The following is a 21,993-nucleotide window of genomic DNA, read 5'->3' on the forward strand; positions in this document are numbered from 1 at the left end:
CGTCGTCCTGGCTCACCTGGGCATTGTGCCGCCCGCCGGGCGCCCCGCGCCTGCTACGGCACCAGCAGGATCTTGCCGAACGCCGCTCCGGACTCCATCAGCTGGTGCGCGTGCGCGGCCTGGTCGAACGGGACGTGCGTGTGCACGACGGGCCGCACCGCTCCGGCCGCCACCAGCGGCCACAGGTGCTGCCGGACCTCCGCCATGATCGCCGCCTTCTGGGCCAGGGGACGGGACCGCAAGGTGGTGCCCAGCACGGTGGCGCGGCGCTCGAGCAGCAGGCCGAGGTCGAGCTCGGCACGGCGGCCCTGCTGCAGGCCGATGACGGCCAGGCGGCCGCCGTCGGCGAGCACCGCGAGGTTCTCGGCCAGGCCGCCGGCGCCGAGCACGTCGAGCACCACGTCGACCCCGCGGCCCTCCGTCGCGGTCAGCACCCGGTCGGCGACGCCGGGGAGCCGGTGGTCGACGACGACGTCGGCACCCAGGGCCCGCACCCGTTCGCACCGCTCGGGACCCCCGGCGGTGGCCAGCACCCGGTGCCCCAGCGCGTGCCCGACCTGCACGGCGACGGACCCGACACCGCCCGAGCCGCCGCGCACCAGCAGCGTGTCGCCGTCCGTGAACCGAGCGGCCTGCAGCGTCGACCACACCGTGGCCAGCGCCTCCGGCAGCGCCGCCGCCTCCGCGGTCGCCAGGCCGTCCGGCACCGGCAGGCACAGCGCCGCGGTCGCGACGGCACGCTCGGCGTAGCCGCCGCCGGCCAGCAGCGCCGCGACGCGGTCACCGACGGACCACCCGCCGGTGCCCGGTCCGAGGGCGGACACCACGCCGCTGATCTCCATCCCGGGCCAGTCCGGCGCCCCCGGCGGAGGTGGGTAGTGACCCTGCCGTTGCAGCACGTCAGCGCGGTTCACCCCGGCCGCGCCCACCTCGACCAGCAGCTCACCGGCACCCGGCACGGGGTCCGCCACCTGGTCCACCTGCAGCTGCTCCGGCCCACCGGGGGCTCGCACCACGACCGCTCGCACCCGGTGAAAGTACGCCGGAACGGACGAATGGGTGTCCCCGAGCGGGTGACGTCCGTGGCAAACTCGCCCCGCGACCTCATGGTCCGCACCACCGCGACCGATAGCACCCGAACGAGGTCCACGTCACCGCGACGCGCTGAGGCGTGCGTGGCACCGGGTCGGAAGGGAACGACATGCTGCGACGGCTTGGCATCCGCGCCAAGGTTCTGGCGGTTCTTGCCGTGCCCATGCTCGTCATCCTCGCCGCCGGCGTGTTCATCTCCGCGACGGCTCTGACGCAGCTGCGGCTGGACCGCGCGACCCGCGGAGTCGTCGACCTGGTGCAGGCCTACCAGCCGCTGAACGAGGCGTTCCAGAAGGAGCGCGTGGTCTCCACGACCAACGGCAGCGCGGACCAGATCAAGGCGGCCCGCGCGGCGACCGACAAGGCGCTCGCCGACGTCAAGCCGGTCGCCGCCAAGCTGGACCTCGCCGAGTTCCCGCCGGACATCGTCGGCAAGTTCACCGAGCTGCAGCGGTCCTTCGACAACGACCTGTCCGCCATGCGGCAGAACGTCGACACCCAGGCGCGACCCGAGATCATCCAGGGCGCCTACGCCAGCCTCGCCAGCCGCCAGATCGCCCTGGTCCAGCTGGTGGCGCAGACGATCAGCAACCGTGACGTCGCCAAGTACCTCTCGGCGCAGGCCGCGGTGGCGTCGACGGCGGACGACCTGGTGCAGGAGGCCGTCGCCGGCCTGACCCTGATGAACAAGCAGGCCGTCTCCTCGCTCTCGTCCGTCCAGTTCGCCAACCTGGGTACGCAGACCGAGAACCAGCGGGCGTTGGCCCGTGACCAGGTGGCCAGCCTGGGCGTCAAGAGCATCGAGATCGGCTACGCCGACCCGAACGCCGACTTCATGACGATGCGGTCGACGATCAGCATCGGCACCAACGCCGCGTTCGCCCTGGTCGACCCGGCAGCGTTCGCCAAGGCGGTCACCGACCAGACCGGACGCCTCAGCGCGGTCAGCACCGAGGTCCTGAGCAACGGCCACACCGTGGCGACCCGGGCGATCGACGCGCAGACCCAGCGCGCCATCATCACGGTCGGCATCGCCATCGGCGCCGCCGTGCTGTCCTTCTTCTTCGCGGTGGTCGTCTCCCGCACCATCGTCGTCCCGCTGCGTCGCCTGACCGCGGCCGCCGCGGACGTGCGTGACGAGCTGCCGCGCCTGGTCGAGCAGGTGCAGGTCCCCGGTGAGAGCCCCTCGCTGGAGCTGCCGCAGATCCCCGTGACGTCGTCCGACGAGGTCGGCCGCCTGGCCGCCGCGTTCAACGCGGTGAACGCCACCACCGTCCAGGTCGCCCAGGAGCAGGCGGCGCTGCGCGGGTCCATCGCCGAGATGTTCGTCAACGTGGCCCGCCGCGACCAGGTGCTCCTCAACCGCCAGCTGTCGTTCATCGACTCGCTCGAGCGGTCCGAGGAGGACCCGAGCACCCTGGCCAACCTGTTCCGCCTCGACCACCTCGCCACCCGCATGCGCCGCAACGCGGAGTCGCTGCTGGTGCTCGCCGGCATCGACTCCGGCCGACGCCTGCGCGACTCGCTGCCGCTGTCGGACGTCATCCGCACCGCCTCGTCCGAGATCGAGCAGTACGACCGCGTCGAGCTGGAGCTCACCGCCGACCCGGCCATGCTCGGGTTCAACGCCCTGCCGGCCGCGCACCTGCTCGCGGAGCTGCTGGAGAACGCCACCGTGTTCTCCGAGCCCGAGACGCCGATCGTGGTGGCCACGGGTGTCCGGGGCGACCAGGTCGAGGTCCGCATCATCGACCAGGGCCTCGGCATGAGCGACGTCGAGCTGGACGCCGCCAACGAGAAGATCCGGTCGGTCGGCGCGGGTGACGCGCTGGGCGCCCAGCGCCTGGGCCTCTTCGTCGTCGGCCGGCTGGCGCAGCGCCTCGGCGCCGAGGTGGAGCTCCGCAAGAGCAGCCGTGGCACGACCGGTACCGAGACGGTGGTGCGCTTCCCGTCGACGCTGTTCCAGTCGACCGAGGTCTCCGCGCTGGGCAGCTACGGCCCGGCGGTCCCGTCGGTGCCCGTGCCCGAGCTGGAGGAGGCGCCCGAGGCGCAGCCGGTGGACCTCGCAGCGCTCACGGACGGCGCGACGCCGCTCGGCCTGCCTCGTCGTCGCGCGGGGGTCGATCCCGCCGCGCCGCCGGCCTCGCTGCCCACCCGGACCCCTGCCGCCCAGCCTTCGGCCGCCTCGGCACCGCTGCCGCCGGCCGCGCCGCTGGCGCCCGCCGCCGCGGACCAGCGACCCGGTGGGCTGCCGCAGCGCTCGCGCAAGACGTTCGACGAGAACGCCATCGTCCTGCCCGAGGCGCCCACCCCGACCCTCTCCCCGTCGCTGTCCGCGGAGGCACCCGACTGGGCACCTGCCGTGGTGGACTCGCAGGCGGGTTCCGGCCTGCCGAGCCGTACCCGTGCCGCGACCTCGGCGTGGTCCTCGGAGGGTGCGGCCGGCGCGGCAGCCGCGCCGCTGGCACCGGCCCCCGACGCCGGCGTCCGTACGGGGCTGTTCTCCGGCTTCCGCGGACGCGGGGACCTCGGCGCCACCCGTCCCGTCGACCAGGCGCCGACCGGCCTGCGGCGGGCCGGTGACGGTGCGGCACCGGCAGCGGCGGCCTTCTTCCAGGCACGGCCCGCCCAGACGAGCTTCCAGCCCGAGCCGCTCGCGCCGGAGACGCCCGAGCCGGCGCCGATGGTGGTGCCCGGGCTCGCTCCGGACGACGACCTGCTGCCCGCCGACTACGCCGCGTACGCGGACGGCCCTGCCTTCGCCGACGCTCCCTCCTTCGAGGACGCCCCCGCCTTCGCCGACGCCCCCGCCTTCGCCGACCCGCCCGCCTTCGCTGACGCGCCCGCCTTCGCGGACGGCCCGGCCTTCGCGGACGCCCCGGCCGAGACGCCGGGCGAGCCGGACGTCGCAGCCGACGAGCCCGCCGTTCCCGCCGAGCTGCCGGCGTGGGTCCCCGCCTCGCTGTCCGAGCACGACGTGACCGAGGCGGCGCCGCAGGCGCTCGCCGAACCCGTCACCGAGCCGGCGATGCCGAGCTGGGCGGCGCCGGCGGTCGACCTCGCGGGCTGGGCACCGCCCGCCGACGAGGTGCCGACGTTCGAGCCGGAGCCGGCGGCCTTCACCTCGTACAGCGGTTTCGCCGGCTGGTCGGCACCGACCACGGCACCGACCACCGAGACGACCCCGCTCGACGAGCCGGCGGCGTACCTGCCGTTCGGTCGGTCGATGGACGAGGCGCGGGCGTGGACCACCGGGACCATCCCGGTGGTGCCCGAGCCGATCGGCTTCCCCGGCACCCCGGTGCCGGCCGCGCCGGAGCCGCCCGCGGCCTGGGCGCCGCCGGTCCCGACCGAGCAGTCCGACGAGGCCGCAGGCGAGTGGCCCCAGCCGGCCTGGCAGTCCCCGGCCTGGCAGCCGCCGACGTGGTCGTCGCCCTGGAGCGAGCAGGCGCCGGCGGCATCGGTGCCGGACGCCGAGGCGCCGCTGCCGGTGGTCGGCCTCGCACCGGACGCGGAGCCGGAGCCGTTGCCGGTCGCCCGTGCGCTGCCGGAGCCCGTCGGCGCAGCGGTGCCGGACGTCGCAGACCCGGTGTTCGGCGGCTGGCCGCCCGTCCAGGGTGAGCCGGAGGAGTCCGCGCCGACCCAGCTGTTCTCGCCGATCGAGGCCGCGGAGGCCATCGCGCCCGCCCCGGCACCGTTCGCGGCCCCCACCCCGTTCGGAGGTCAGCCGGAGCCTGAGCCGGCCGAGCCCGTCGAGCCGGCCCCGATCGCCTGGCAGCAGCAGGCCGCCTGGGCCCCCACCAACGCCGCCCCGGCAGCGGTCGCCCCGGCGCGCTCTCGGGAGCGTGCACCTCGCAAGCGCGGTCTCTTCGGTCGTCGGCGCCCCGCGCCGGAGACGGGCCAGACGCCGGTGGTCCCGGCTGCACCCGTCGCGGCCGCCCCGTCGGCCCCGGTCCGCAGCACCGTATGGGGGCCGGACGGCGCGGCTGCCAAGCCCTCCGTCAACCCGCCCGCACCGCAGGCGACGGCGTTCGCGACCGCTCCCGGCTTCGAGGCCCCGGCCTTCGCGGCACCCGTGCCGACGTTCTCCCCGGCGCCCGCCGCACCGGCCCCGCTGCCGCAGGCCGCTCCGCCGGCCCCGCACCCGGCACCGGCCGCACCCCCCGCACCGGCGCCGCTGATGCCGGCGGTGCTCGACACGCGCCAGGCGGCCTGGTCGGGAGCACCGGAGCCGGCGTCGAACAGCTGGGCGCCGTCCGGCTGGGCGCCGCGCGCCGACTCGGCGAGCACGGTGCCGCAGCCGAACCCCGCTCCGGTCGCCCGGATCGGCGCCCTGGACGACGACGTCGCGGCGATGCTCGCGATGCGGTCGGACATCCAGGAGCAGGCTCTGTCCGAGCTGAGCCAGCTGTCGGCCTACCGGCCGCAGGTGGTGTCCGGCGCCGCCGAGCGCCTCACCAAGCGCGTGCCGACGGCGATCCCCGAGGCGCCCGAGATCGACACCGCCGCCGCAGGAGCCGAGCGCGACCCGGCCCAGCTGCGGTCACGACTGTCCAGCTTCCAGTCCGGCACCGCCCGCGGTCGCCGTGACGCCGGCCAGGACGGTGCCCGATGAACCTTCGACCCACCCACCACGTCCCCCGCACCACACCGGGGGTCGGCTGCACAGCAGTCCGTCCCGACTGCACCATCAAGGAGGAAGTGTGACCGCGCTCAGCACCGAGGCAGCCAACTTCGGCTGGCTCCTGGACAACTTCGTCCGGACCGTGCCCGGCACCCGCCACACGTTGGTGGTGTCGGCCGACGGTCTGCTCATGGCGATGTCCGAGCAGCTCGACCGCACCAGCGGCGACCAGCTCGCGGCCATCGTCTCGGGCATGTCGAGCCTGACCCGTGGCGCCTCGCGCCAGCTGCACGCCGGGGAGGTGCGGCAGGCCATCGTCGAGATGGACAACCTGTTCCTCTTCCTGATGAGCGTGTCCAACGGGTCCGTCCTGGCCGTGGTGGCAGACTCCACGTGCGACGTGGGCCTGATCGGCTACGAGATGGCGATGCTCGTCTCCCGTACCGAGGCGACGCTCACGCCGCAGCTGATCTCGGAGATGCGCGGCCAGCTCCCCGTCGACGGTGCTACCCGCGCCCCCGTCGCCTGAGCGGAGCCTGACCATGGCAGAGCACCTCGAGTACGAGGCCCGGACGGTACGGCCCTACGCCGTCACCGGTGGCCGGGTGAAGTCGGCACGGTCCGACCTGCCGCTGGAAGCCCTTGTCGAGCAGATGCCCGGGGCCGTCGCCGGCACCGGTCTGCCGCCCGAGAAGCGCGCGATCCTGCACCACGCCTCGGTCGGCTACATCTCCGTGGCAGAGCTGTCGGCCCTGCTCCACCTCCCGCTCGGCGTGATCCGGATCCTCGTGTCCGACCTCGCCGACCAGCAGTTCGTCCGTGTGCACACCTCGCAGCCGGTGGAAGTGAACACCGGTGAGTCCCCCGCCCTGTCCCTGAGCGTGCTGGAGAGTGTTCTCAATGGCATTTCCGCCCTCTGACGCCGCCGTCGCCGCTCCGACGGGACAGGCCGCGTCCACCGCACCCACTGTCGTCAAGATCGTCGTCGCGGGCGGCTTCGCCGTCGGCAAGACGACCTTCATCGGGTCCATCTCGGACATCGAGCCCCTCAACACCGAGGCCGCGATGACCGAGCACTCCGTCGGCGTCGACGACGCCGGTGGCGTGTCCGACCGGAAGACCACCACCACGGTCGCCATGGACTTCGGCCGCATCGCGCTGCCGGGCTCCCTGTGGCTGTACCTGTTCGGCACCCCTGGGCAGGACCGCTTCCTGTTCATGTGGGACGACCTGGTCCGCGGCGCGATCGGTGCCGTGGTGCTGGTCGACACCGACCGGCTCGACCAGTGCTTCCCGGCGGTCGACTACTTCGAGAGCCGTGGCATCCCGTTCGTCGTGGGTGTCAACTGCTTCGACGGCGTCGCCAAGCACGCCCTGGAGGACGTGCGCGAGGCGCTGGCGATCCCGCCGCACGTGCCGGTGCTGTACACCGACGCGCGTTCGCGGGCCGCGACCAAGCAGGCGCTGATCGCCCTGGTGCAGCTGGCGATGGCCCGCCTGCGCGCACGCTGAGCACGCAGCGCCCGACGCACCTCGCACGACCATGACGGCCGGTCCCTCCGGGGGCCGGCCGTCGTCGTCCGGGGACGGTCCCGTGTCGTCCGAAGGCGGCTCGGTGTCGTCCGAAGGCGGCTGGGTGCCGTCCGGGGGCAGCCCGGTGCCGGACGAGAATGGAGCGGTGATCCCGAGCCCGCGCACGGCCGCCGAGGCGGACGGCTGGGTGGGGCGGCCGGCGCCGCCGCGTGACCTGGTCTACGTGGACGGTTCGGCGCTGAGCCGGTTCCTCGAGGGTGCGCCCGAGCGTGCGGCGTGGGGGCAGTTCGTCGCCGGTCGGCAGGGCGACCTGGTGACGTCGGTGCTCGGCGTGACCGAGCTGAAGCGGGTCGCGCAGCTGCTCGGTAGGCCGGCGCGGGACCAGGCCGATGCCGCGACAGAGCAGGTGGACGTCGTCCGGTTCTCGGACCAGGCGCTGAAGGCGGCGTCCCGGGTCTCGGCCGTGCTGCCGCCGTTCGTCGCCCTGCACCTGGGCGCGGCGCTGGCGCACCCGGACGTGCGGACGGTGGCGACCTACGACACGGACCTGGCGCGCGTGTGCGTGCTGCACGGGCTGGTGGTGGTGTCCCCGGGCTGGCCGGACCGGTGGTGGGAGCGGGTCGGCTGAGCGGTGCGGGACCGGCGGCCGGGACCGTCGACCGGAGGGGCCCGTCGGCGGCTGTGGGAAAATCGTCGAGCCGCCACCTGTCTGGAGTGATCCCGCTGCGTCTCATCCTCGTCCGCCATGGCCAGATCGCCGCGAACGTGCGCGGCGAGCTGGAGACCACCACTCCCGGGCCGGAGCTGACCGCCCTGGGTGCGCAGCAGGCCGCCGCTCTGACCGAGGCGCTGGCCGACGAGCCGGTCGCGGCGCTGTTCGCCTCGACGATGATCCGCACCCAGCGCACCGTCGCACCGCTCTCGGCGGCCCGCGGCCTTCCGGTGACGGTGCTGCCCGGGCTGCGCGAGGTGGACGCCGGTGACCTGACGATGCGGTCCGACCGTCCCAGCGTCGAGCGCTACCAGGGCACGGCGTTCGGGTGGGCGGACGGGCAGCTGGACACGGTGATGCCCGGTGCGGCGGGGGGACGGGAGTTCTTCGCGCGGTACGACGAGGCGGTGGCGACCATCGAGGCGGCGGGGGCCGGATGCGCCGTCGCGGTCAGCCACGGCACCGCGATCCGGGTGTGGGTCGCCGGCCGGTCGACCAACGTGGACGCGGAGTTCGCGGCGGCCCGGCCGCTGACGAACACGGGTGCGGTGGTGCTCGAGGGCAGCAGCGCCGACGGCTGGCTGGTCACGGCGTGGGAGGGCGAGGCGCTCGGGGGCCCGGCCGTCCAGTCGGTCGGCGCGGACCCCACGGGCGCTCCCGCGGCCTACTGATCGGCCTCCTGAGCGACGGGCTTGCGCGCCCGGATGACGGCGTTGTGCATGCCGTCGGCCGCCTCGTCCATGAACTCGACGCTGGTGTCGACGAACCCGGCCGCCTGAAGGCCGTCCAGGTACTCGCCGCGAGACAGCGCCCCGGCGACGCAGCCGGCGTAGCTGCCGCGCTCGGCACGGTCCGCGGGGGTCAGGTGGTCCTCGGCGACCACGTCCGACACCCCGAACCGACCGCCCGGCGCCAGCACCCGGAACGCCTCGCGCAGCACGGCCGCCTTGTCGACCGACAGGTTGATCACGCAGTTGGAGATCACCACGTCGACGGCGGCGTCGGGCAGCGGCAGCTCCTCGATGGTCCCGGCCCGGAACTCCACGTTGGTCGCTCCCGCCTCGGCGGCGTTGGCGCGGGCGAGCGCGAGCATCTCCGGGGTCATGTCGACGCCGTAGACGTAGCCCGTCGGGCCGACGCGACGCGCCGACAGCAGCACGTCGATGCCGCCGCCGGACCCGAGGTCGAGCACCCGGTCACCGGGCTGCAGCTGCGCGACGGCGAGCGGGTTGCCGCAGCCGAGGGACGCGCGGACGGCCGCGACCGGCAGCTGTGCGCGGTCCTCGGCGCCGTAGAAGGGGCTCGGCCCGGCGTCGAGGGTCGAGCAGCACGATGACGCGGCGGGGGAGCAGCACGCCGACGCCTCCGTCGCCGCCTGGCCGTAGTGGGCCCGCACCTGCGCGCGGAGCGACTCTGCACCCGTCTGGCTCATCACAACCTCCATCGATCGATGTCCGTCTATGCCTTGGAAGGTGACACAACCATCGACCGATGTCAATGGTGACAGCCATCGATCCTTGCGGCATCATGGACGCGTGACCGTCGTCCAGCTCCCCGTCATCCAGGGCTCGTCGTCCGCCGCCTGCTGCGAACCGCTCACCCAGGCGCCGCTGACCGCCGAGCAGGCCGTCACCCTGTCGCACCGCATGAAGGCGCTCGCCGACCCGGCCCGGCTGCGCCTCGTCTCGATGCTCGCCGCCAGCCCGGCGGGCGAGGCCTGCGTGTGCGACCTGACCGAACCCCTGGGCCTGTCGCAGCCCACCGTGTCCCACCACCTCAAGGTGCTGCACGACGCCGGCCTGCTGACCCGCGAGAAGCGCTCCACCTGGGCGTACTACGCCGTGGTCCCGGAGGCGCTCGCCGCGATCGCCGAGGTGCTCACGCCGGGCGCACGGGCATGACCGCGGTCCGCCTCGCCCCGCTGACGGCCGACCACTGGCCGCAGGTGCGGGACATCTACGCGGCCGGCATCGCCACCGGCAACGCGACGTTCGAGTCCGAGCCGCCGACGTGGGAGAAGTTCGACGCGGGCAAGCTGGCGGAGCACCGGCTGGTGGCGCTGGACGACGACGGCACCGTGCTCGGCTGGGTCGCGGCGAGCCCCGTGTCCGACCGGTGCGTCTACGCCGGCGTCGTGGAGCACTCGGTGTACGTGCACCCGGACGCCCGCGGGCGCGGGGTGGGCCGGACGCTGCTCGACGGGCTGCTGCGCTCGACGGCGGAGGCGGGCGTGTGGACCGTGCAGTCGGGGGTGTTCCCCGAGAACACCGCCAGCATCGCGTTGCACGCCGCGGCGGGCTTCCGGACCGTCGGCACCCGCAGCCGGCTCGGGCGCATGAGCTACGGCCCGATGGCGGGGCAGTGGCGCGACGTCGTGCTGCTGGAGCACCGGCTGCCGGACTGACGCACCGGCTGCCGGGCTGACGCTCCGGCTCGGGTCGGCTCGGGTCAGCCGATCAGGTGGCTGCCGACCAGCAACCACCGCCCGGCCAGCACCGCCGCACCCACGGTGACCAGGCCGAACAGCAGGACCCACAGCCCGCCGGGCACATGGGTCAGCACGGCCAGCTGTCCCGGGTCGGACCCGTCGTGCCGCCGTCCTCGTCGGGACGACGCGACCTCGAGCACCGCCCGGGGCGCTCCGAGCAGCAGCACCCACGCCGCCAGGTGGCCCGCCGCCACCTGCCACGTCACCGGCGCCCAGCCCGTGATGCCCACCAGCACCGCGGCGGTCGCCAGCACCGCCCACAGCCCGTACAGGTTGCGGATCTGCACCAGGACGAGGGCGAGCAGCACCAGCAGCAGCCACAGGGCCCCGACGGCGTACCCGCGGGCCACGAGCGCCGCGACCCCGATCCCGAGGATCGCCGGTGCCGGGTACCCGGCCGCCAGCGTCAGCACCATCCCCGGCCCGCGCGGGGCGCCGCGAGAGGTGGTCAGCCCCGAGGTGTCCGAGTGCACGCGGATGCCGGACAGCCGGCGCCCGGCCAGCACCGCCACGGTCGCGTGACCCGCCTCGTGCACGATCGTCACCAGGTGCCGCAGGGCGTGCCAGGCCGTCGGGACGCCGAGCAGCAGCAGTGCTGCGGCGGCGGTGCCGAGCACGACGGCCGCGGACGGCGCGGGCTGCGGGGACGTGGCGGCGCGCCACAGGTCGGTGATCCAGGAAGGCACGGCCCTACCTCAGCACGTCGAGGGGTCTGCTAGCGTCCGGCACACCTGGAGGGCTGGCTGAGCGGCCGAAGGCGACGGTCTTGAAAACCGTTGTGGGGTAACCCACCAAGGGTTCGAATCCCTTGCCCTCCGCCATCGTTCGCCCTGGTGGGACACCTGTCGAGCCCGTAGCCGCCTCGCGGAGAGGGCTCGCCGGTCGCTCGGTGCTAGGGGAACTGCTAGGGAACCGTCGCGGTCCCTCCGCAGGCGCGGATGGGCTCGCTCTGGCGCTGCCCAACAGCGGGACGCCAGCTTGGCGTCGTGAGCCGCACGAGTGCGCCAGGATTCACGCGTGACCGGTGGGAACAGCGTGACGATAGTCACTGCAATCATCGCCGCTGCGGCCTCGTTGATGGCGGTGATCCTCGGGATCGAGCACCTGACGAGCGGTGCGCGGCTGAGGAACCTAGAGGCGACGCTCCGGGGAGCGCTGAGCAGCGCTCCTGATGATGGACGTAAAGCAGTGCTGGTGAGTCTTCACACGGAAACGGTCGGAAGGCTGCTGGCTCGCGACGCGGTGCCGGGGTGGAGGTTTGCTGGCCCGGCCCTGTTCCCGCTCGCCAGTATGGCCGTGGTCGCGAACTACTGGTTGCTCGTCGCCAAGCGACCGGACCAATCCCTGGCGGCTGTCGTACTCGGCTCGCTTGGAGCAGCGGCCATCGGGGTGCAGGGCCTCGTGATGTGTCTGAACCTGGCCCGCGAACGCGCCCGCGTCGCCCGCTGCTACCGCAAGGGTGTCACCCCCATTCGGGCCTACACGGACATCTTGGCTCGGATGGAGAGCGGCAGGCGAGACGAGTTTTTGTGGGCATACGCGACGTGCGTCGCGCTCGCCGGAGGCGTTGCAGGCGCCTCCATGTTGGCCGCGAAGGTCGCCGTGCCGGCGGAGATCCCGCTACTGCTCGTAGTCGCGGCAGTCGTCGCAGTGCCGATCTTCTTCGCCTGGTTTCGCAAGCGCGTCACGGAGGACCGGACGATCGAGCCGAGAAACCGGGACGGCAGCCTCAAGCCAGCCTGGACACACCCGGTCGACCAGGGAGGTGGGGCAACCGAAGGTACCGACTGATGCGGAACGAGATTCACGGGAGTGGGCGGCGGGGTGCGGCTACGTCTCGCACACTGCCGGTGTGTCGGAAGGAACGCTGACGGTCAGCATCCTCGGGTGTCGTTTGCCGAGGCGATAGCGTCTGAGCCATGTCACGGGGGCGAACTGGCCGAATCTTAAGACTGCGGCTGCTACCGCCAGACCAGCCAAGCCTGTTCTTCGAGCCGAGGGAGGCCCTGCTTCGCGCGTTGTCTCGTGGAAACCGCACTGAGCGCTACGGGCGCGAATGGATCGTGGGACCGACGGAACTTGACCAAGAGGTCCTCAGCGGACGGATCGGCTTCCGCGGTGAGGGTGGTACCGCCGAGCTCTGGGACGACGCAACCAGCGACTTCGTCGAGTACGCGATCCCGGCGGGGGTTACAGCGCCGTTCGCTGTTGACCTCGCTGTGCTAAGTGCCGTTGTCCAAGTCCGGCCGCCGGCCATCAGGGTGAACTCCCTCATCGGCGCCTTCGAGAAGTTGTTGGCCGAGACCGGCGACGGCAAATGGACGATCCACGGTGCTGGCCGGCCGATGACCCTCTCCGACTGGAAGGCGACGGTCGTCAAGATCACCGAAGTCCGATTCACGGCGAAAATCCCGAATCCGCACTGGGCCGGCGCGCCTGATCTCCAAACTGTCATGGAACAGGCCGAGGCCGAGGTCATCAACCTTGAACTCCGGAACGAAGGCGGATTGAACCTCAATGCCGATTTCATCGCCCAGACCGAGCACCACGTAGTCGACCGAGGGTACGGCGAGGCTCGCTACACAGGGATCGCCGAGGACGTGTCGGGGCTCCGTGAGACGGTGTACGACACGAAGTTGGGCACGGAAGAGACGAGCGACGAGGTAGAGGCCGACCCGAGCACGGGGGAGGTGTCCCGCGAGGTTCTGCGCGGCCGCCTAGTCGCCCCCATCGTTCGGGAGGAGACTGATCTGCGTGGACGACCGGGCCACGACACCGACTGAGGTCGGTACCGTGCGTGCCCCGCGATGGTGGCGGCGGTTCGTGGCCCTTTTCGTATCACCGGACTTCTACGTCGGCGTACCCGTGGGTTTGGTGCTCGGCGGCCTGCCGGTGAAGTACTCCGACGTTGCCGGCCAGGTGACGACTGTCCTGCTGGCAGCCTCGGGCATCGCCGCTGCTCTGGGTGCTCTGGTCCTGACGGCCATGACCGTGTTGTTGGGCGTATTCGGCACGGCGTACCGCGCCATGTTGGCGCGGGTGCCGGGCGGCATCGCGGGGACTCTTGTGCCCTACCGGCAAGTCGTCGGCCTCTCGGCGGCTGCGAGCGTGACGGCGCTCGTTGCCGCGATCCTGTGGCCTGCCTTGGCGCACACCCCTCCGATCCTTCGATGGGCAGATGCCGGGGTGCCCCTCGCCCTCCTGGTCTGGGCGATCTTGGGATGCGTGCAAGTCGTCGGCCAGCTCGTGCAGCACGTCGAGAACAACCAACGGGCCGAAGACCTCGCGCGCCGCAAGGCCGAGGCGATCGCCAAGGGTCAAGGGCGCCTCGCCGAGATCGAGCGGCGCGACCGCTCTGGCGAGTAGCGCCAGAGCATCCCTGCGACTGCGGCGCTCTTGTTAGGGCCGCGCTAGGCAACGGTCCGCCAGGGAACTTCACGGACGCGCGCTCCCGGGCTTCACTCAGCACCGAAGATCCGGATAGCACGCACGCGGGCCGACAGATCTCGACCCATCCGCAGGCCTGCGCCGTGACTTGAAAACCGTTGTGGGGCAACCCACCAAGGGTTCGAATCCCTTGCCCTCCGCCATGCACCACGCACCACCACCCGGGTCGCCGGACCGGGGCCGCCGGGACCGTCAGTCGGGCGGTGCCATCAGCCGGACCTGGTAGGCGACCGCCGCGCGGGTGTCCACGCTCGGCGTGATCGTCACGGACATCCCGGTGCCGCGCCGCGGCAGCGTCAGGCCCATGACCCCGGGCGACGACGTCGCGCTGCAGGCCGGCAGCGTGGTCCAGGTCAGGTACTCGCCGATCTGCAGCTCCACGGTCAGGGTGCCGGTGCCGATGCACCGCACCACCAGCCGGTAGTTGCCCGGCGCCCACTGCTTGGCGTTCGAGCCGTGCAGCGGCGTGATCTTCGCCTCGCCGTCCACCAGCGTGAACGTCGGCGTCGCGCCGGCGGAGAACACCGTGTCCGGCCGCTCGGCGTTCTGCAGGTCGGCCAGGTGGATGGCCGCGGCGATGTCGCCGGTGCTGGTCGGCGGGGTGCTGACGGCCGCCTCGGGCTGCGTCGGCTTCTTCGACACCGAGCCGCACGCCGTCAGCGTGCCGGCGACGGCAAGCGCCAGGCCGGCCGCCACGACGACGTTCGTCCGTCGGTGGTGCCGGCGGAAGACGACGTCGAGCATGGGCCTCCGTCCGAGCGGGTTCGTGTGCGGGGCCGTCGACCGTCCGTCGTGCGGACGCCTGGCGCCCCGGTCCCAGGGGAGCAGCCTAGACGCGCCGCCCGTGCCGCTTCTCCGGCGACCGTTCGCCGAGCGTGCTCAACCGGCGCCGGGACCGACCGTGGTCTGCGAGGCCACCACGTACTGGCGGCTGAGCCGCAGCGCCGCCACCACGGAGTCCGCGCACCACGGCTCCAGGCACATGAGCGGGTCGTGGTGCGCGTAGGCGACGAACGCGGCCGTCTTGTCCCGCAGGTCGGCGCCGTGGACCACGGTGGGTCGGGTCCAGATCGGGTAGCCGCCGTAGGAGAGCAGCACGTGCGCCGAGGTGACGGCGTGGTCGGCCGAGCGCACGAACAACGCGGTGGCGGTGTGGTCGGCGTTGTCGCCGGTCTGGAAGGGGATGGTCCAGTCCTGGGTGCGGACGGTCGTCGGCGCGAAGGCGTCCACCAGTGCGGTCAGCGTCGAGGTCAACGTGTCGGCGGTGTAGGTCGACGAGCCGTCGACGGCGGTGATCGTCGGGATCGCGCCCTGCCAGAGGCGCATCAGGCTCTCGTGGTCGTGCACCCGCATGCCGGTGCCGCGCCGGTTGCCGTCGGGCAGGCGCAGGAAGGCGATCGAGATGCGTGGGTCGGCCGTGAGCGTGAGCAGGGGGATCGGGTGCCCGGGCACGCCGGCGTCCGTCGTCGTCCACGCGTCCCGTACGCCGGCCATCTCGGCGTACGCCGCCCGGCTGCCGCGCTCGCGCGACTTCCAGTACGCCGTCCCCTGCGCGGCGTCTCCCGCGGTCACGACGACGGTGCGCACGCATCGACCCGACTGGACGTCGTGCAGCAGGTCGGGGCTGAGGAACAGCAGGTCGTCGTCCTCGTGCGCCACGATCTGCATCGCGCCGTCGTGGCAGCTGACCGGACCGGCGGGGACCGTGGCGGCGGCCTCGGCGGACGTGCCCCACGTCGGCGCCAGCACCGCGCCCTCACCCTGGGCGGCGCTGAGCACCAGCAGGGACGCGACCGCGACGATCGCCACCGCCCGCCCCACCGAGGCGCGTGTCACGCCGCGCCGCCCCCTGACGCCCATCCCGGCCACCTTGCCCTCAGCGCAGCCCGTCGTCCAGCACGCCGACCCACCGGACCCCGACCAGCTGGATCTCGCCGGCGGCCGCCGCCGCCCGCTCGGCGGGCTCGTCGACCGTCAGGTACGGGTGGAAGTACGGCACGTCCTCCTCGACCACGGTCCGGAACCGGCGTGCCAGGGCCTGAGCCACCCCCGCGCCCGGCTGCAGGTCCTCGGCGACGGCCCACTGCCGCACGTACTCGTCCCACGGCAGACCGCTCTCCTGCCAGGACGTCCGCTGCCGACCGAGCCAGCTGTCCGCGGACCCCTCCGGCAACCGCTCGAAGCACCACTGCACGGTCGCGGCGTCGATGCGCTCCCACGCCCACTCGACCACCACCACCCGACCGCCGGGCCGCAGCACCCCGGCGAGGCGGTCGGCCAGGGCGTCCAGGTCGCGCACGTGGTGCAGCGACGCGCACGCCACCACCGCGCCGAACGAGCCGTCCGGCGCGACGTCCTCGACCGTGACCTGCCGGTACGCGGGGCCGTCCGGGGCGACCGGGTCGACGCCGACTGCGTCACGGCCCTCGGCGAGCAGCGCGGGGACGAACCCGCCGATGGGCCCGCAGCCCACCTCGAGCACCGGGCCGGTGGTGGGTGCCAGCTGTCCGCGCACCCACGGCCACACCGCGGCGATCCGCTGCGGGTCACCGGTGGGGGAGCCGTGGTGGTGACCCGGCTCCGCGGGTCCGTGGTGGTGCACGTGAGCCTCCGACGTGGGTGGGGTCCGGGGCGGTGGCGGTGGGCCGCCGACCCCTCGGCGAAGATTACTGGCGTGGGCTGTCCCGACGGCCGCGTCCGGGCGGTAGCCCGCACACCCGGACGGGAGGAATCCCCCGAACGTGACGGAACGGGCACCGCCCCGCTACGGTCCCGTGCATGCAGCGGGACGGTCGGCACGCACTGCGGCCGCCGGCTGCCTCGGCGGACGCGGTGCAGCGCGCTGCGCGCCTGGTGCGCGCGACGGCCGTCAGGCCGGCCAGCTGGGGCGAGCTGGCGGTGGCGCTCACCTGTCTCGGCATGACGCCGGACGTGCGCACGCTCGAACGTGTGCAGCGGGCGCTGGAGACCGCCTGACCGGCGGCCGGGCCGGGCCAGACGTCCCGTGGGGGCCCGATGACGGCCGTCATCATGGTGCCGTGCCCACCGAGCCAGACGACGACGAGCTCGACCTGATCCGACGCTCCGGCGTCGTGCTGCGGGTCGGCAAGCTCAGCCTGTCCGCCGGGACCGGCTCCTACCGGGTGAAGGCCTCGATGGCCCGGGTCGCGCGCGCGCTCGACGTCGACCGCCACGAGGCCCACGTCACGCTGACCGAGATCACGACGACGTCGCACCGCGGCCGCTCGTTCCGCACCGAGGTCGCCGAGGTCCGCTCGCTCGGGGTCAACACGGACCGGCTCGCCGAGCTGGAGTGGATGGCCCAGCGCCTCGAGGCTCGCGGCAAGGTGACGATCGACGAGGTCAGCGCCGAGGTGGACCGCATCGCGGCGAAGCCCCCGCTGTACCCCGTCGTCCTCAACGCGCTCTGGGCGGCGCTCGCGTGCGCGGCGTTCGCCTTCCTCAACAACGCGGGCCCCATCGAGATCATCGGTGCGTTCCTCGGTGCCGGGGTGGGGCAGGGGCTGCGTCGGGTGCTGCTGCACAAGGGGTTCAACCAGTTCGGCGTGACGATGCTGGCCGCGGCGCTGTCGAGCGTCGTGTACCTGTGGTTCGTGCAGCTGCTGCACTGGGCGGGGTTGACCGGCGGCGTGCACGAGGCGGGGTACGTGGCGGCGGCGCTGTTCCTGGTGCCGGGCTTCCCGCTGGTCACGGGTGCGCTGGACCTGGCCAAGCTCGACTTCTCGGCAGGGGTGGCGCGGCTGACCTGGGCGCTGATGATCTTCGTCTCCGCCGCGTTCGCCATCTGGGGCGTGTCGATCATCGTCGGGCTGAGCCCCGACCCGCCGCGCGCGATGGCGATGGGGCTGCCGGCGCTGATGGCGCTGCGGGTGCTGGCGTCCGCGGTGGGCGTGCTCGGCTTCGCGCTGATGTTCAACAGCCCGTGGCGGATGGCGGTGGTCGCGGCGCTCGTCGCGATGATCCCCAACACGCTGCGGATCGCCGCCGTGACGCTGGCGGGCTGGCCGCCGCAGGCCGCCGCCGCGGTCGCTGCCTGCCTGATCGGCCTGCTGGCCGCCTGGATCGCCCCGAGGATGAACGTCCCCCGGATCACCGTGTACGTCCCGGCCGTGACGATCATGGTGCCGGGCGTCCCGGCCTACCGCGCCGTGTACTACATCAGCAACGGCGACACGATGCAGGCGCTGGGGTACGGCGTCTCGGCCGCGCTGATCGTCACCGCGCTCGCCGTCGGGCTCGCCATCGCCCGCATGCTCACCGACCGTGAGTGGGGCTTCGAGCACTAGCCTCACCACCGCTTTGGTCGGACGGCGAACGCACCTGTAGCCTGTCCACCGTCTTGGAGACGTCGCATAGCCAGGTCTAGTGCGCGGCCCTGCTAAGGCCGTGAAGGGGTCTCCCCTTCCGTGGGTTCAAATCCCACCGTCTCCGCTCTTGCTCCGCTCGTGACGAGGCCAGCCACCACCCGGTGCGCTGGCCTCTCTCGCGCCCGGCCGTCCCAGGGTGCCGTCAGGCATCGCGCATAGGATCCGCGCCATGAGCACGTTGCAGCGGCCGATGATGCTGTCCAAGCTCCACCGCGCCACGGTGACGCAGGCCGACCTGGAGTACGTCGGCTCGATCACCGTCGACGAGGAGCTGATGGAGGCGGCCGACCTGCTGCCGAACCAGCAGGTGGACGTGCTGGACATCACCAACGGCGCCCGCCTGACGACCTACGCCATCCCGGGACCGCGCGGCGGCCGGGACATCCAGATCAACGGCGCCGCGGCGCACCTGGTGGACGTCGGCGACCGCGTGATCATCGTGGCGTACGGCTCGATGAGCGACGAGGACGCGCACCGGCACGTGCCGCGGGTCGTGGTGCTCGACGAGCAGAACGCGATCGTGCCGACGGTGGCCGCGCGGGTCTGACGGGCCCTCGCCCACGCGTCCGCCGCGCCTAGAGCAGCCCGAGCGCCTGGGCCACCACCACGGCGGAGGCCGCGGACCAGGCCTGCGGTCGGCAGGCTGCCGGGTACGGCAGGGCGTGCGGGGTCGGGCCGGTGGCCGGGTCGCCGGAGTAGAGCTCGGGGACGCGGTAGCCGAACGACTCCGCGGCGCGCAGCAGGCCCTCGGCCAGCAGCTGCGCCTGCGCGCGGTGGCCGGATGCGAGCAGCCCCCGGACGGCGATCGCCGTGTCGTGCGCCCAGACGGAGCCGCCGTGGTACTTCAGCGGCCAGTAGCCTGCGCTCGACGTGGCCATCGTGCGCAGGCCGAAGCCGGAGCTCAGCTCGGGGTGCACCAGCCGTCGGGCGACCACGTCCTCCTCGTCGGGACGCAGCAGGCCCGTGCCCGGCAGGTGCCCCATGTTCGACGTGACGGTGTCCACCGGCGCGCCCCGGCCGTCCAGGGCGATGGCGACGTACGGACCGTGCTCGTCCTCCAGCCAGAAGTCCCGGCGGAACCGCTCGGCCAGGTCGGCGGCCGCCGCGCGCAGGGCGTCCGGCGTGGTGCCGTCCGCGTCCACGCCCGGGTGCCCGAACGCCTCGAACAGGTCCGCCCCGTGCACCAGCGCCTCGTGGGCGTAGGCCTGCACCTCGCACAGCTCGATCGGGCCCTCCGCCAGCCGACCGTCGCGGAGCTGGATGGAGTCGCCGGAGTCCTTCCAGCCCTGGTTGGCCAGACCGTGGCCGGTGGTGTCCTGGTAGGCGAGGTAGCCGGCGCGGGCACGGGCCACGGTCCACGCCAGCGCGCGCTCGGCGTGGGGGAGCAGGCGGCCGACGTTCTCGGTCGGCATGCCGGCACGCCAGGCGTCGTGCAGCACGCACACCCACAGCGGGGTGGCGTCGACGGTGCCGTAGTAGACGGGCGGCAGGGCGAGGCCGTCCGACGGCAGGGTCAGCGCGGCGCGGCGCAGCTCGTGCAGGATCTTGCCGGGCTCCTCCTGGGAGGCCGGGTCGTCGGCGGTGCCTTGCAACGACGCCAGCACGGTGAGCGTCCCCTCCGCCAGCTCGGTGCCGAGGGGGAGCAGGAAGCGGGCCGCCCACAGGGAGTCGCGGCCGAACAGCGTGAAGAACCACGGTGCGCCGGCGGCGAGGAACTCCTGGTCCGGCAGCGACGGCAGGGCCATGCGCAGGCGGTCCAGGTCGGCGAGGGACTGGTCGAGGAACCGCCGGGGTCGTAGGTCGGCGGAGGCGTCGATCGCCGGTACGACCAGCGGCGACGGTGTCCGCACCCCCGTCACCACCGCGATCGAGTCGTGCACCACCAGCCGCCAGGTGACGCGGGCCGGCCGCCCGGCCGCCGCGGTCAGCGTCCACCGCAGCACGGGCCGAGCGCGGTCCGCCAGGTCGACGTCGGCACCCTCGGCCTCAACCGCGGCCGTGACGTCGTCCGTCGTCCAGACGAGCCCGGAGGGCGTGCGCACCGCGGGCACCGCGTCGCTGGTGCCGCCCGACTTGATGACCTCCATGGCGGCCATGTCCGACGACAGCGTCACGCTCAGCCGTGCCGTGGTCGGCTCGGTGGTGGCGCACCGGAGCTCGAGGGTCTCGGACACCGACCCGGGCTCCGCGCTGCGGGTGCGGAGCAGCCGCACCGTGGGGTCCGCCCCGGGCTGGTCGACGTGCCGGGGGAGACCGACGAACGTCACCGTCCCGCCCTCGCGGAGCGTGCCGGCCGGTTCCGCCTCGGCACCGTCGACCGTCAGCACCGCCTCGCAGAGCACCCGGACGTCGGAGTGCAGCACCCCCTGGACGGTGGCCCGGCCGGGTGCCGAGCGGCGAATCTGCCCGTCCGGCCCGGACCACGCCTGGGTGGGCGCTCGGAACACGAGCTCGAGGTCGTGCAGGAAGGGCTGCAGGTGCTCGCTCATGGTTCAGGCTCCCCGTCGGGCATCGCTTGACAGTACGAACTCGATGGCCGACTCTGTGTCTCACGCCGGGCATTTGATCAATCAAATCGCAGTCGCGATCCTAGTTGATCGATCAAAGCTCCTGGCAAGGCCCTTGATGGAGAGGAGCTGGCGATGGCGCCGGACAGCAGCGACGGGCGTCGTCCGACCGTCTCGAGCGTCGCCGCCCACGCCGGCGTCTCGCGGCAGACCGTCTCCAACGCCCTCAACAGCCCCGAGCGCCTGCAGCCGGACACGCTCAAGCGCGTGCTGGCCGCCATCGAGGAGACCGGCTACGTCCGCAGCGCCGCCGCGCGTCAGATGCGCACCGCCCGCTCGGGCGTGCTGGCCTACCGCCTCGACCCGGTGCTGGACGGCATCAGCGGCCTGGTGCTCGACACCTTCCTGCACTCGCTGACCAGCGACGCGGAGGCCCACGACCACCGCGTGATGCTCTACACCGCCGACTCGGACGAGGCGGAGCTGCGTCAGTTCGAGCGGCTGACCCGGGCGCGCAGCGTCGACGCATTCGTCCTGGTCGGCACCCACGCGCACGACGCGCGGTACCGGTGGCTGACCGAGCGCAACGTGCCGTTCGCCGTCTTCGGCCGGCCGTGGGCGCGGCAGGCATCGGGCAAGCAGTCGCAGCACGCGTGGACCGATGTTGACGGCGCCGCCGGCACCAGCCAGGCGACGGAGCACCTGCGCAGCCTGGGCCACACCCAGATCGCGTTCGTCGGCTGGCCCGCCGGCTCCGGCACCGGTGACGAGCGGCGCCGCGGCTGGGAGCAGTCGATGAGCGCGGCCGGTGTGCCGGCGCGGCACCGGCACGCCCTGGACTCCGCGCAGCCGGACGGCATCCGGTCCGGTGCCGAGGCCGCGCGGCGCCTGCTCGAGGCGGGTGCGACGGCGTTCGTCTGCGCCTCCGACTCCCTGGCCGTCGGTGCGTGGGGCGCGGTGCAGGCGGCGGGGGCGCAGGCCGCCGTCGTCGGGTTCGACGACAGCCCGACCGCCGCCGCTCTGGGCATCACCTCCGTGCGCCAGCCGCTGGAGCAGGCGGCTCGCTGGGCGCTGGACAGCGTGCTGTCCCAGCTCGACGGGCGGCCCAGCGACCCGGCCGACTCCGGCCTGCTGGTGCCGACGCTCGTCGTCCGCGAGAGCTCCGTGCCGGCGCCGGCCGCGCACCCCTGACCCGTCCACCA

General features: G+C 73.3%; 22 protein-coding genes and 2 tRNA genes. 17 read left to right on the top strand and 7 right to left on the bottom strand.

Going from position 1 to position 21,993, the window contains the following annotated elements:
- Window positions 1-53 precede the first annotated feature (53 nt).
- The gene (locus tag N0B34_RS09820) at window positions 54-1,028 is read right to left on the bottom strand and encodes an NAD(P)H-quinone oxidoreductase (protein ID WP_263731190.1); all 975 of its coding nucleotides are present in this window, start codon (window positions 1,026-1,028) and stop codon (window positions 54-56) included.
- A 173-nt stretch (window positions 1,029-1,201) separates the two neighbouring features.
- Here N0B34_RS09820 and N0B34_RS09825 point away from each other — a divergent pair, with 173 nt between their 5' ends.
- The 6 genes from N0B34_RS09825 to N0B34_RS09850 all read left to right on the top strand — a co-directional run bounded on the left by N0B34_RS09825 (window position 1,202) and on the right by N0B34_RS09850 (window position 8,632).
- A complete protein-coding gene (locus tag N0B34_RS09825) occupies window positions 1,202-5,707 on the top strand; it encodes a sensor histidine kinase (RefSeq protein WP_263731191.1) in 4,506 nt (1,501 codons plus the stop codon).
- Window positions 5,708-5,795: 88 nt separating this feature from the next.
- Entirely contained in the window at window positions 5,796-6,245 is a 450-nt protein-coding gene (locus N0B34_RS09830) for a roadblock/LC7 domain-containing protein (RefSeq protein WP_263731192.1), read from the top strand.
- Window positions 6,246-6,258: 13 nt separating this feature from the next.
- Window positions 6,259-6,636 carry a DUF742 domain-containing protein gene (locus tag N0B34_RS09835; protein WP_263731193.1) on the top strand — a complete coding sequence of 126 codons (378 nt, stop codon included), beginning with the start codon at window positions 6,259-6,261 and terminating at the stop codon, window positions 6,634-6,636.
- Window positions 6,617-7,228 carry a GTP-binding protein gene (locus N0B34_RS09840; RefSeq protein WP_263731194.1) on the top strand — a complete coding sequence of 204 codons (612 nt, stop codon included), beginning with the start codon at window positions 6,617-6,619 and terminating at the stop codon, window positions 7,226-7,228. The genes N0B34_RS09835 and N0B34_RS09840 overlap by 20 nt, the downstream gene beginning before the upstream one ends.
- A gap of 166 nt (window positions 7,229-7,394) precedes the next feature.
- Window positions 7,395-7,877 (top strand): type II toxin-antitoxin system VapC family toxin, encoded by a 483-nt coding sequence (locus N0B34_RS09845; RefSeq protein WP_263731195.1) that lies wholly within the window; start codon window positions 7,395-7,397, stop codon window positions 7,875-7,877.
- Between the two features lie 86 nt (window positions 7,878-7,963).
- Complete coding sequence (locus tag N0B34_RS09850) at window positions 7,964-8,632, top strand: histidine phosphatase family protein (RefSeq protein WP_318529981.1); 669 nt, start codon at window positions 7,964-7,966, stop codon at window positions 8,630-8,632.
- On the opposite strand, the gene arsM is transcribed toward N0B34_RS09850, so the two are convergent.
- On the bottom strand, window positions 8,626-9,393 hold the full coding sequence (gene arsM / locus N0B34_RS09855; protein ID WP_263731196.1) for an arsenite methyltransferase: 768 nt from the start codon (window positions 9,391-9,393) through the stop codon (window positions 8,626-8,628). The two genes, N0B34_RS09850 and arsM, sit on opposite strands and share 7 nt — an antisense overlap.
- A gap of 103 nt (window positions 9,394-9,496) precedes the next feature.
- On the opposite strand from arsM, the gene N0B34_RS09860 reads away from it, so the two are divergent.
- Both N0B34_RS09860 and N0B34_RS09865 read left to right on the top strand, forming a co-directional pair.
- On the top strand, window positions 9,497-9,862 hold the full coding sequence (locus tag N0B34_RS09860) for an ArsR/SmtB family transcription factor (protein WP_263731197.1): 366 nt from the start codon (window positions 9,497-9,499) through the stop codon (window positions 9,860-9,862).
- Window positions 9,859-10,365, top strand: a complete 507-nt coding sequence (locus N0B34_RS09865) for a GNAT family N-acetyltransferase (protein WP_263731198.1) — start codon at window positions 9,859-9,861, stop codon at window positions 10,363-10,365. Before N0B34_RS09860 ends, N0B34_RS09865 begins: the two co-directional genes overlap by 4 nt.
- Window positions 10,366-10,409: 44 nt before the next feature.
- Here the strand turns inward: N0B34_RS09865 and N0B34_RS09870 are convergent, their stop codons facing one another.
- Window positions 10,410-11,135 (bottom strand): M50 family metallopeptidase, encoded by a 726-nt coding sequence (locus N0B34_RS09870; RefSeq protein ID WP_263731199.1) that lies wholly within the window; start codon window positions 11,133-11,135, stop codon window positions 10,410-10,412.
- 47 nt (window positions 11,136-11,182) lie between these two features.
- On the opposite strand from N0B34_RS09870, the gene N0B34_RS09875 reads away from it, so the two are divergent.
- The 4 genes from N0B34_RS09875 to N0B34_RS09890 all read left to right on the top strand — a co-directional run bounded on the left by N0B34_RS09875 (window position 11,183) and on the right by N0B34_RS09890 (window position 13,815).
- Window positions 11,183-11,270 (top strand) — tRNA-Ser (locus N0B34_RS09875).
- A 196-nt stretch (window positions 11,271-11,466) separates the two neighbouring features.
- The gene (locus tag N0B34_RS09880) at window positions 11,467-12,240 is read left to right on the top strand and encodes a hypothetical protein (protein WP_263731200.1); all 774 of its coding nucleotides are present in this window, start codon (window positions 11,467-11,469) and stop codon (window positions 12,238-12,240) included.
- Window positions 12,241-12,512: 272 nt separating this feature from the next.
- On the top strand, window positions 12,513-13,232 hold the full coding sequence (locus N0B34_RS09885) for a hypothetical protein (RefSeq protein ID WP_263731201.1): 720 nt from the start codon (window positions 12,513-12,515) through the stop codon (window positions 13,230-13,232).
- The gene (locus N0B34_RS09890; RefSeq protein WP_263731202.1) at window positions 13,204-13,815 is read left to right on the top strand and encodes a hypothetical protein; all 612 of its coding nucleotides are present in this window, start codon (window positions 13,204-13,206) and stop codon (window positions 13,813-13,815) included. Before N0B34_RS09885 ends, N0B34_RS09890 begins: the two co-directional genes overlap by 29 nt.
- Window positions 13,816-14,088: 273 nt before the next feature.
- Here N0B34_RS09890 and N0B34_RS09895 read toward each other — a convergent pair whose 3' ends face one another.
- From N0B34_RS09895 to N0B34_RS09905, 3 genes are all read right to left on the bottom strand, one after another.
- Entirely contained in the window at window positions 14,089-14,640 is a 552-nt protein-coding gene (locus N0B34_RS09895; protein ID WP_263731203.1) for a hypothetical protein, read from the bottom strand.
- Window positions 14,641-14,775: 135 nt separating this feature from the next.
- Window positions 14,776-15,756, bottom strand: a complete 981-nt coding sequence (locus N0B34_RS09900; RefSeq protein WP_263731204.1) for a PIG-L family deacetylase — start codon at window positions 15,754-15,756, stop codon at window positions 14,776-14,778.
- A 16-nt stretch (window positions 15,757-15,772) separates the two neighbouring features.
- Window positions 15,773-16,498, bottom strand: coding sequence for a class I SAM-dependent methyltransferase (locus tag N0B34_RS09905; protein WP_263731205.1), 726 nt, complete (start codon window positions 16,496-16,498; stop codon window positions 15,773-15,775).
- Window positions 16,499-16,674: 176 nt separating this feature from the next.
- On the opposite strand from N0B34_RS09905, the gene N0B34_RS09910 reads away from it, so the two are divergent.
- The 4 genes from N0B34_RS09910 (at window position 16,675) to panD (ending at window position 18,831) form a co-directional block, all read left to right on the top strand.
- Window positions 16,675-16,872: a hypothetical protein gene (locus N0B34_RS09910; RefSeq protein ID WP_263731206.1), complete on the top strand. Its 198-nt coding sequence runs from the start codon at window positions 16,675-16,677 to the stop codon at window positions 16,870-16,872.
- Window positions 16,873-16,934: 62 nt separating this feature from the next.
- Window positions 16,935-18,203: a threonine/serine ThrE exporter family protein gene (locus tag N0B34_RS09915; RefSeq protein WP_263731207.1), complete on the top strand. Its 1,269-nt coding sequence runs from the start codon at window positions 16,935-16,937 to the stop codon at window positions 18,201-18,203.
- A gap of 55 nt (window positions 18,204-18,258) precedes the next feature.
- Window positions 18,259-18,348: transfer RNA gene (locus tag N0B34_RS09920), tRNA-Ser, on the top strand.
- 105 nt (window positions 18,349-18,453) lie between these two features.
- Complete coding sequence (panD, locus tag N0B34_RS09925) at window positions 18,454-18,831, top strand: aspartate 1-decarboxylase (protein WP_263731208.1); 378 nt, start codon at window positions 18,454-18,456, stop codon at window positions 18,829-18,831.
- Between the two features lie 28 nt (window positions 18,832-18,859).
- Here panD and N0B34_RS09930 read toward each other — a convergent pair whose 3' ends face one another.
- The gene (locus N0B34_RS09930; protein ID WP_263731209.1) at window positions 18,860-20,773 is read right to left on the bottom strand and encodes a glycogen debranching N-terminal domain-containing protein; all 1,914 of its coding nucleotides are present in this window, start codon (window positions 20,771-20,773) and stop codon (window positions 18,860-18,862) included.
- A gap of 153 nt (window positions 20,774-20,926) precedes the next feature.
- On the opposite strand from N0B34_RS09930, the gene N0B34_RS09935 reads away from it, so the two are divergent.
- A complete protein-coding gene (locus tag N0B34_RS09935) occupies window positions 20,927-21,982 on the top strand; it encodes a LacI family DNA-binding transcriptional regulator (RefSeq protein ID WP_263731210.1) in 1,056 nt (351 codons plus the stop codon).
- Window positions 21,983-21,993 lie beyond the last annotated feature (11 nt).

Source organism: Cellulomonas sp. SG140, assembly GCF_025770785.1.
In the GTDB taxonomy this organism is placed as follows: Bacteria; Actinomycetota; Actinomycetes; order Actinomycetales; family Cellulomonadaceae; genus Cellulomonas.

What these genes read in the sequence shown, in the direction of transcription:
- N0B34_RS09865 (WP_263731198.1), top strand. Translation starts at nt 9,859, where the DNA reads ATGACCGCGGTCCGCCTCGCCCCGCTGACGGCCGACCACTGGCCGCAG.
- N0B34_RS09835 (WP_263731193.1), top strand. Translation starts at nt 6,259, where the DNA reads ATGGCAGAGCACCTCGAGTACGAGGCCCGGACGGTACGGCCCTACGCC.
- N0B34_RS09895 (WP_263731203.1), bottom strand. Translation starts at nt 14,640, where the DNA reads ATGCTCGACGTCGTCTTCCGCCGGCACCACCGACGGACGAACGTCGTC.
- panD (WP_263731208.1), top strand. Translation starts at nt 18,454, where the DNA reads ATGAGCACGTTGCAGCGGCCGATGATGCTGTCCAAGCTCCACCGCGCC.
- N0B34_RS09930 (WP_263731209.1), bottom strand. Translation starts at nt 20,773, where the DNA reads ATGAGCGAGCACCTGCAGCCCTTCCTGCACGACCTCGAGCTCGTGTTC.
- N0B34_RS09825 (WP_263731191.1), top strand. Translation starts at nt 1,202, where the DNA reads ATGCTGCGACGGCTTGGCATCCGCGCCAAGGTTCTGGCGGTTCTTGCC.
- arsM (WP_263731196.1), bottom strand. Translation starts at nt 9,393, where the DNA reads ATGAGCCAGACGGGTGCAGAGTCGCTCCGCGCGCAGGTGCGGGCCCAC.
- N0B34_RS09935 (WP_263731210.1), top strand. Translation starts at nt 20,927, where the DNA reads ATGGCGCCGGACAGCAGCGACGGGCGTCGTCCGACCGTCTCGAGCGTC.
- N0B34_RS09840 (WP_263731194.1), top strand. Translation starts at nt 6,617, where the DNA reads ATGGCATTTCCGCCCTCTGACGCCGCCGTCGCCGCTCCGACGGGACAG.
- N0B34_RS09900 (WP_263731204.1), bottom strand. Translation starts at nt 15,756, where the DNA reads ATGGGCGTCAGGGGGCGGCGCGGCGTGACACGCGCCTCGGTGGGGCGG.
- N0B34_RS09910 (WP_263731206.1), top strand. Translation starts at nt 16,675, where the DNA reads ATGCAGCGGGACGGTCGGCACGCACTGCGGCCGCCGGCTGCCTCGGCG.